Origin of the sequence: Lutibacter sp. (assembly GCF_041555395.1) — a bacterium.
GTDB lineage: Bacteria > Bacteroidota > Bacteroidia > Flavobacteriales > Flavobacteriaceae > Lutibacter.
This window is the reverse complement of record NZ_JBFFKM010000092.1, coordinates 1-5520: the sequence shown is the minus strand read 5'-3', so window position 1 is coordinate 5520 and position 5520 is coordinate 1. Positions and strand designations below refer to the sequence as shown.

Here is a 5520-nt window from a genome sequence, read left to right as displayed (position 1 = left end):
TTGATAAAAAAAGTAACAAAAAAATCTAGTCTGATGATCTTTTTCTGTAAAATAAATTCTTCCCGAGCGCCGGCTGGCCCTATCGCTAAAAATGTATCCCATACATTTTCTTAACGCTCTGTCCTTATCCACATCACCCAGCCCGCCTTCCCTGCCGCTTCACCTACCACTAGGCTCTTTGGGTTGCATCGTTGGCCAACGCTAAAAAAATTAACTATTTTAAGACGAAAAAAATCATAGGACGGTTCTTCTTTGATTTGTTTATAAATTATGTTCATAACTTATTTTAATACTTTAGCTTTAAGCTTTCAACTTTTACACACCCCTGGCCCCTCTCAAGAGGGGAGTTAATCGTGGTGAGTTTTAAATTTTAACTTCCGACTTCGGTCTGCGGTCTTCGGACATTTCACCTTTAGCCTTTGAACTTTTAGCTTTTAGCTTTTTACCTTCTACCTTGTGACGCTAATTTGAGCAAGTAGGAACCGTATTCATTATTTTTATATTGAGCAGCCAAAGCGAGTAACTGTCCTTTAGAAATATACCCTTTTTCAAAGGCAATTTCTTCAATACAAGCCACTTTTAAGCCTTGTCGTTTTTCTATGGTTTGAATAAAATTGGATGCTTCCAGCAACGAATCTTGCGTACCGGTATCTAACCATGCATAACCGCGACCCATCATGGCCATTTTTAACTTCTCTCTTTGCAAATAGGTTTGATTTACTGTTGTAATTTCCAATTCTCCCCGAGCACTTGGCTTCGTGTTTTTTGCTATTTCAACCACGCTGTTTGGATAAAAATACAAGCCTACCACCGCATAATTGCTTTTTGGTTCTAATGGTTTTTCTTCAATGCCAAGCACATTCCCATTTTTATCAAATTCTGCAACCCCATATCTTTGGGGATCTTGTACATAATATCCAAAGATTGAGGCTTTATTTTCAACTGAAACGGTTTGAACCGCATCGCTTAACAATTTTTCAATCCCGGCACCATAAAAAATATTGTCGCCTAAAATCAGACAAACATCATCGTTTCCAATAAATTCTTCTCCCAAAATAAAAGCCTGGGCCAATCCGTCAGGCGAAGGCTGTTCTATATATGAAAACTGCATTCCAATTTCAGATCCATCTCCCAAAAGGTTTTTGAAGTTTGGCAAATCCTGCGGTGTGGAAATGATGAGCACTTCGGTGATTCCCGAAAGCATTAAAACAGAGAGCGGATAGTATATCATCGGCTTGTCGTAAATGGCCAACAGTTGTTTGGAAGTTCCCTTTGTAATTGGGTATAATCGCGTTCCTGAGCCGCCTGCTAATATAATTCCCTTCATTTGTGATATTTATTATTCTATTTTTTAACTATGCTGCTAAATTAACTATTTAATATTAAATTTCAGCTTACAATTCACAAAGACAACAACTATTTTTTGAATGGTAAAACATGATAGATCCCAAGTAGGACAGCCCACCTAGCAAGCCGTCGACACCCTCATTTGATCATAAATATTATGAGTAAGATGAGTGAAATAATAAACAAACGGTTCGTTTTATATAACAAATGGTATGTTTTATGAAATAAATGGTATATTTTTTGGATTATTCAAAAGTGTTTTATACATTTATTTTTTTAATTCAAAAAAGTAAGCTAACCACTAAAATTATTTGATTATGAAATCAGTATCAATCATGGAGTTAATCACTCCTGAAGCCATCAAAAGCTTTGCAAGAAAAAATTACAAAACCTATTTGGCGCATTGTGAGTCAAGAAAATTAAAACCGATGTTATTTCACGAATTTCTACAAAATTATGCTGTTTAATTTTCTACCATTCGCACTTCTGCGCTTCTAAATTTAATATCTAAATTTTTCTAAATAACTGCAGGTGGTTTTTTTGCATGGGTTGCCAATAAGGAAATTGCTTACACAAATATTGTCACAAAAAGCTTTATAAATTAAAAAGCCTGGAAATCATCATATTATATGGCTTTTTAGACCTATACTGAATTAACTTCGAAAGATTGAAATAATTCAGCTGAATTCTTCCTTAAAAGCTTATGGCAAAGCTAATTATGAATTTAATGACCGTATAGATCACGGGAAATTATGAAATAACATTTACAAGCAAAGACAGAATAATACAAGCATTGGACTCAGAATTGGAGTTTAGAGAGTTTGAAAAATAATTACCCAATTGTACTTGGAGTATATATCATAAAAAAAGGCTCTCAAATGAGTGAAAGCCTTTAGTTTTTCTTAATTTATTCTCTTATAATAATATTTGCCAGTATCAATTATATAAAATCCTATTCTACAACTTCTGCTGTAGGGGCATTTTTCTTAACAGATGCAATTCCGTTTTCCATTCCGCTTTTCGCTGCATACATTTCACTTGTGCCAATAACTTGTCCATTGGTTGCCTTTAAGTTAAAGTATGACTGCCCACTTTTGGATTCAAGACGGTCAAATTTATCATCTAGCTGAGAATTTTTTCTCACAGATTCAATCCCGTTGACACAACTTGCTTTAGCCTTATAACCTTCACTTGCTAAAATAGCTTGTCCGTTTGCCGCTTTAAGTCTAAATCTAAACTCCCCTTTTTTGTCTGTGTAAATTTCAAATTTTGCCATAATTTTAATTTTTATAATCATAAAGATAAAAAAATAATTTATATGTTGCAATTTTTTTCATATTGGTATCATAGCGACATCGAATGTAGGGAAATATATGACAAGTAGCGCCTTAAATTGGTATTTACAGTAATTCTTAATAGCATAATTACAGATTGTAAAGACGATAAAAGCTAAAAATTTGGACAAAAAGCTATTATTCAGAACCCCGTACCGATTTGAAAACTGTTTTCGGTTTGAAGTTCCGACACCAAAGCACTATTATCCGCGCCACTCACTCTATTACGTGGCAATTTTTTAGGGTATTGGATAGTCTCAAATAACAGGGATTAGGGTAGTAGGGTTTAGGATTTAGTTATTATTTTTCGATTGACAGATTACCGCTTTCTGTGATGGTATAACTTTTCTTACAGTTAGGACACTCATAAACCCAATAATTGTATATTGTATCGGGTGATGTTATAATGATGTCGATTTTCTCGTTGGTCTTAGTTGATATATTTGTTACTGCAACTAAGGAGGCGTTGATGCGGTTTCCACAGTTGGGGCAGTCAAGTTCTTTGATTGGTGTTTTCACAAGTTTACTTGTTTTATAATTATTTCAAATCAAATTACTTACAACTTACCACGGTTTTGTATTATGATTTGTGCGCCGTAGCAATATTTTTATTGAATGTTATTTTTTATAGTTCAAGGTCTTTTTTGGTACGAGGATAATTAAACATAAAATCGAGTGCATTATCGTATGGTACATTAGCGAGGTCAGCCATAAGTTCAATAGTAAATTCGGTTGATTTATTATTTTTCTCACAGAAGTTCCAAGCATTAAGGAGCATTTGTTTAGTAGCGAGTTTCATAGATTTTTTCATAGTTTTTCAATTTTTTTTATATGTTTAGGTTTCACCCAATTTTAAACACAACAACGTTCCGAATTACTTCGAGTTCCGATAAAAATAATTTAGTAATGCTGCAATTTTTTTTATTAGGTACATAGCGCAACGAATTTAAAATAAATAAATGACGTACAGCCCCTTAAATTGGTATTTATAGTAATTCTTAATAGCAATTATAATTGCAGCAACAAACGACAATAAAAAAGATAAAAGTTTGGTTAAATTTTAAGGAATATTACCTTTCCCGTGAGTAAATTTTTACCAACGTGGTAGTGCGAAAGTGGTTCTATTGGTTGGTTATTTATATCAACAGTAACGCCTTTTTCGAGCAAAGACCTTCCGACAACAGATATGTCCAACCATTTGATGACAGTTTCTATCAAGGGGCAATTTATCTCTCATTCTGAGAGTTAGTTAGGGTTCATGACTACAAATAAAATGATGTAATTTTTTTCAAATTAGTTACATTGCTTTAACAAATATAAAAAAAAATTAAAAAGTAAAGCACTTAAATCGGTATTCATAATAATTCTTAATAGCAATTTTGTTAATTATAAATTATCTGATTAATTTTATGAATAAATCAGCATAAAATGACCTCATCATTAGAAAAATTCGGGCAGTTTGTACGCCAACAACGGCAGAAAAACGGGTGGACTCAGTTGGAGCTTTCTGTGAAGGTATTTGGCAGTCCTCGCTATCAGTTTATAGGGCATTTAGAGCGGAATAAGTTGGCGGGAATTACATTCTCTACCGCAGATAAAATTATGCTAGCCTTAGGCTCAGAATTGGAGTTTCGGGAATATGAGAAATAATTTTCCTGTTAGACTTGGCGGATATATAATATAAAAAAGGCTCTCAAATTTTACATCAATTCTTACCATATACTTCTATATAAAAAATCATCATCAACCGTTAAGTTTATGACAACAATTATTATGAAATTGAGGAATATCATTTCACCCCTAATAATCCTTATCTAATTTCGCGTTAAGATTAATGGAATATTGCCAATGAAAGAAAGTAAAAAGGGGTTGATTAACGCCTTTTTATCTTAATGAATGCACCGTCTATCCCCACAGATTTGACGGTGTTTTTTATGTAACAAAGGCATTCGATTGGATGAAATCTCGTCAATATTTTCCTTACTATTTTAACACCGTTTTGCTAAAATCCTAAGCAATCAGTTGAGGTGGGGTGGCTTTTATGGCATAAACTACATTAATATGTAGTTGCGAAAGCTTCATTTGCCCCTTAAATTTGATATAACAAAACATTAGGAAAATATTTAACTTAAAATATAAGATTATGAGAACTACAAATGATTTAACACCGACAGAATTAAGAGATGGAGCGTACTTTTCAAAATTCAAAAAATGTAAACGAGTTTCGTGGTATGGACATAGACATTTCAGTTATTAAAAAAATGCTGCCGAACTTATTTTATGAAGATGTACTTACAATTATTTGAATTAATTTATAAAGTACTACTAACTAACACTTCATATAAGCCATTTCATTAAGTTGATTTGGCTTTTTTATTTTGAATCCAAAATATAATCTGCCAAATCATAGTTTGGAATCTCACTTTATTGCCGATAGTTGGAGCTTTCTATGAAGGTGTACAAAATAGTAAAAGACTTGAATTTACAGGGCGTTTAGAGCGTGGCAATCTATCAGGGATACATTCTACTACCGCAGATAAAATTATGCACGCATTAGGCTCTGAATTGGAGTTTCGGGAGTTTGAGAGTTTTCAAGCCCAACACCTATAGCAGGTGGAATCTTTTATTTAGTCTCATTATTAATTGCAACTAACTGTTTTTCATATTGTTGAAATATGTAACTTTAGTTACGTATTTAAAAACATTTTGCTTCAACTCCATTCTGTTTTTTTATAAAGTAAATACTTAACTTTAAATGTTAACATTATGAATAAAATCAAACTCTCAGTAATCGTTATGTTATGCTCTTTAAATATATTGTTTGCGCAAGAACCAAATA

General features: G+C 32.9%; 5 protein-coding genes. 2 read left to right on the top strand and 3 right to left on the bottom strand.

All coding sequences use genetic code 11. The features are described from left to right. Positions 1-442 precede the first annotated feature (442 nt). Positions 443-1327: a glucose-1-phosphate thymidylyltransferase RfbA gene (gene rfbA / locus ABY285_RS12140; protein ID WP_372770428.1), complete on the bottom strand. Its 885-nt coding sequence runs from the start codon at positions 1325-1327 to the stop codon at positions 443-445. A 337-nt stretch (positions 1328-1664) separates the two neighbouring features. On the opposite strand from rfbA, the gene ABY285_RS12135 reads away from it, so the two are divergent. Further along, complete coding sequence (locus ABY285_RS12135) at positions 1665-1814, top strand: hypothetical protein (RefSeq protein WP_372770426.1); 150 nt, start codon at positions 1665-1667, stop codon at positions 1812-1814. Positions 1815-2299: 485 nt separating this feature from the next. Here ABY285_RS12135 and ABY285_RS12130 read toward each other — a convergent pair whose 3' ends face one another. Next, complete coding sequence (locus ABY285_RS12130) at positions 2300-2623, bottom strand: YegP family protein (RefSeq protein WP_372770424.1); 324 nt, start codon at positions 2621-2623, stop codon at positions 2300-2302. A 683-nt stretch (positions 2624-3306) separates the two neighbouring features. Beyond that, positions 3307-3492 carry a hypothetical protein gene (locus tag ABY285_RS12125; RefSeq protein WP_372770422.1) on the bottom strand — a complete coding sequence of 62 codons (186 nt, stop codon included), beginning with the start codon at positions 3490-3492 and terminating at the stop codon, positions 3307-3309. 617 nt (positions 3493-4109) lie between these two features. Between ABY285_RS12125 and ABY285_RS12120 the strand changes: the two genes are divergently transcribed. Beyond that, positions 4110-4331, top strand: coding sequence for a helix-turn-helix domain-containing protein (locus ABY285_RS12120; RefSeq protein ID WP_372770420.1), 222 nt, complete (start codon positions 4110-4112; stop codon positions 4329-4331). The last annotated feature ends 1189 nt before the right edge of the window (positions 4332-5520 follow it).

What these genes read in the sequence shown, in the direction of transcription:
- rfbA (WP_372770428.1), bottom strand. Translation starts at nt 1,327, where the DNA reads ATGAAGGGAATTATATTAGCAGGCGGCTCAGGAACGCGATTATACCCA.
- ABY285_RS12135 (WP_372770426.1), top strand. Translation starts at nt 1,665, where the DNA reads ATGAAATCAGTATCAATCATGGAGTTAATCACTCCTGAAGCCATCAAA.
- ABY285_RS12130 (WP_372770424.1), bottom strand. Translation starts at nt 2,623, where the DNA reads ATGGCAAAATTTGAAATTTACACAGACAAAAAAGGGGAGTTTAGATTT.
- ABY285_RS12125 (WP_372770422.1), bottom strand. Translation starts at nt 3,492, where the DNA reads ATGAAAAAATCTATGAAACTCGCTACTAAACAAATGCTCCTTAATGCT.
- ABY285_RS12120 (WP_372770420.1), top strand. Translation starts at nt 4,110, where the DNA reads ATGACCTCATCATTAGAAAAATTCGGGCAGTTTGTACGCCAACAACGG.